General features: G+C 66.6%; 3 protein-coding genes and 1 pseudogene. 1 reads left to right on the top strand and 3 read right to left on the bottom strand.

What is annotated here, in order from left to right:
* A pseudogene (locus ACT6Y9_RS10095) lies at window positions 1-290 on the top strand (EamA family transporter RarD); the annotation flags it as partial.
* A gap of 316 nt (window positions 291-606) precedes the next feature.
* On the opposite strand, the gene ACT6Y9_RS10090 reads toward ACT6Y9_RS10095, so the two are convergent.
* The 3 genes from ACT6Y9_RS10090 to ACT6Y9_RS10080 all read right to left on the bottom strand — a co-directional run bounded on the left by ACT6Y9_RS10090 (window position 607) and on the right by ACT6Y9_RS10080 (window position 2,755).
* Window positions 607-1,392, bottom strand: coding sequence for a UDP-2,3-diacylglucosamine diphosphatase (locus ACT6Y9_RS10090; protein WP_295480672.1), 786 nt, complete (start codon window positions 1,390-1,392; stop codon window positions 607-609).
* Window positions 1,393-1,520: 128 nt separating this feature from the next.
* On the bottom strand, window positions 1,521-2,018 hold the full coding sequence (locus ACT6Y9_RS10085) for a peptidylprolyl isomerase (RefSeq protein WP_295480674.1): 498 nt from the start codon (window positions 2,016-2,018) through the stop codon (window positions 1,521-1,523).
* Window positions 2,019-2,176: 158 nt separating this feature from the next.
* Window positions 2,177-2,755, bottom strand: a complete 579-nt coding sequence (locus ACT6Y9_RS10080) for a peptidylprolyl isomerase (RefSeq protein ID WP_443744434.1) — start codon at window positions 2,753-2,755, stop codon at window positions 2,177-2,179.
* Between the last annotated feature and the right edge of the window lie 98 nt (window positions 2,756-2,853).

Raw genomic sequence — 2,853 nt, 5'->3', positions numbered from 1 at the left:
CCATGACGGAGCTTCTCCTCGTCGCGGCCGGCCCCATCACCGCCGTGCCGCTCCTCTTCTTCGCCGCGGGCGTGCGGCTGCTGCCCTATTCGACGACGGCGGTGATCCAGTACGTGAGCCCCTCGATGGTCTTTCTGATCGGCGTCTTCGCCTTCGACGAGCCCTTCACGCTCGAGATGTTGATCGGGTTCCTCTTCATCTGGGCGGGTGTTGTGCTCTTTCTCGGCGAAACCTGGGCCTTCTCGAGAAGACAGAAGAGCGCCGCCCGGCGCGAGGCCGAGAAGGCCTGAAGTCTTCTTCCCGCAGGGGCGTCGTGCATCCCGCTGGCGCCCTCACAAAAACAAGAGTGGGAGATCATAGCGCTGGAGCTCACCGCACTGAAACTGATTCCGTCCGCAGCGGCTCGAAATGGTGCGGGGGAGCGGGGCTCCCGGGCGGGTGAGGGAGGCCAACGGACCCGCGGGCCGGAGAAGGCGCTCGGGCGCGGCGCATGAAAAACCCCGCGGGAGCTGCTCGCTCGGGCGGGGTGTGGCTTTGGAGGGACCTTGGTGCGGCGGGAGCGTGCTGCGGCGCCTCAGACCGCCCGTTCCGACGATGTGCGCGGGTTCAGAACATCTGAATCTGCGCCCGACCGGAATCGAGGAAGGTGATGCAGCCGGAGCGCCCGGCGCCTTCGACGCCGTCGAGCTTCCAGTCCGGAATCACCCAACGCTCGTAGCCGTCGAAGATGTGGGCGGCGGGGCGGTGGGTGTGGCCGTGGATCACGAGGTCGACGCCCGCCTCCTTGGCGGCTTCGGCGACGACGCCTTCGACCACGTCCATCTCGAGCATGGTCTTCTCCTTCTTCTCCGTCTCGGAGCGCTCGCGCGCCTCCTTGGCGACGGCGAGGCGTTCGGCGACGGACTTCGCGAGCATCATGCGCTGCCAGTCCGGGTCGTGCGTGATGCGGCGCAGCTTCTGATACCCCTCGTCGCGCAGGCACCACTGGTCGCCGTGGGCGAGCAGCACCCGGCGGCCCTTGATCTCAACGACGATCGGATCGTGGAGGAGCTCCGCGCCGATCGACTGCGCGAACCCTGCGCCCAAAACCACGTCGCGGTTGCCCGGCATGATGAGCACGCGCCGGCCGGTCGCGGCGTGGAGCTTCAGGAGCGCCGTCACGGGCTGCGCCTCCGGATGGGCGTCGTCGCCCAGCCAGAAGTCGAAGAGGTCTCCGAGAATCACGAGCTCCGGATAGCGCGGCGCGACCTGCTTCATGAAGCGCACGAAGGCCATGATGGTCTTCGGCTTCGTGGGCGACAGGTGCAGGTCGGAGATGATCACCGGATTGGTGAGCGGCTCAACCTCAGTGAGGCCGGCGAGGGCCGGAGGCGGAAACTGTGAGAGATCCATTTTGCTTCGGCTGAAGAAACGCAGCGTTGAATTGACGAAGAGAAGAAGGCCCATCCCGAAACGGGCCTTCCAGCCGGGCTTTTTCCTCACGCGAAGGTCTCTGTCCGCAGACGGAGTGGCGGGAGGCATCAGCCTTCGATCTCCTCGGCCTTCTCGATCACGACGTCTTCAAGCGGCACGTCGCCGTAGAAGCCGAAGGTGCCCGTGCGCACGTGGGCGATCTTGTCGACGACGTCCTGGCCGGCCACGACCTTGCCGAAGACGGCGTAGCCCCAGCCGTTCGGGGTGGGGGCGGTGTGGTTGAGGAAGCTGTTGTCGTTGACGTTGATGAAGAACTGCGCGGTGGCGGAGTGCGGGTCCGACGTGCGGGCCATCGCGATCGTGTAGCGGTCGTTCTTGAGGCCGTTGGCGGCTTCATTCTCGATCGGTTCGCGGGTGGGCTTCTGCTTCATGCCCTGCTCGAAGCCGCCGCCCTGGATCATGAAGCCGGAGATCACGCGGTGGAAGATCGTGCCGTTGTAGAAGCCCGACTTGACGTACTCCTCGAAGTTGGCGCACGTGACGGGGGCGTGCTCGCGGTCGAGTTCGATGTCGATGACGCCGAAGTTGGTGGTGAAGCGGATCATGGGTGTAGCACCTCAGAGAAATGAAGGAACCGGCCGCCGGCGCGGCCGCGGGGTGCGGACGAGCGCCTCGGCCTGCGGGCCCTGCTGCGGCCGGTGTGGATTGAAGACGTATTTTCTCACGCCGCGGGCCGGCCGTGACCAGCCTTAAAGGCGGCGCCTCAGAGCACCTTCGCCGAAAGAATCTTCACGGTTTCGACGGGCACGTCGCTCATGCCGGCGCGCCGGCCGGTGCGAACGGCGGCGATTTTCTCGACGACGTCCGTCCCCTCGACCACTTCGCCGAAGACGCAGTAGCCGTTGCCGTCCTGCGCCTGGTCGGCGTTGAGGAAGTCGTTGTCGGCGACGTTGATGTAGAACTGCGAGGTCGCGGAGTGCGGGTACGAGGTGCGCGCCATGGCGATCGTGTAGCGGTCGTTGCGCAGCCCGCCGCGGGCTTCAAGCGGAATCGGTTCGTGCGTGGGCTTTTCGCGTAGCTTCTCGTCGAAGCCCCCGCCCTGGATCATGAAGCCCGGGATCACGCGGTGGAAGACGGTGTCCGTGTAGAAGCCTTCCGAGACGTAGCGCAGGAAGTTCTTCACGGTGATCGGGGCGCGGGCGGGCGCAAGGCGCACGACGATGCGGCCCATCGAGGTGTTGATTTCGACGCGGGGTTCGGCCGCGGCCGCAGGAGCGGCGGGGGCGGGAAGCGCCGCGGCGAGGGGCGCGAGGGCGATGAGAAGACGGTGGCGCAGAAGCATTTGGTTCCTTCAGTCCGGTTGTGTGTGTCCGCCTGCCGCGCGGCGCTCGAGAGGGCTGCGCGCCCGAAGGCGGACGAAGACCGCCGCCCGCAGGGCGG

Source organism: Sutterella sp. (assembly GCF_052272535.1).
Classification (GTDB): Bacteria; Pseudomonadota; Gammaproteobacteria; order Burkholderiales; family Burkholderiaceae_F; genus Sutterella.
Note: the sequence above shows the minus strand (reverse complement) of the source record. Positions and strands in the feature narration are given on the sequence as shown.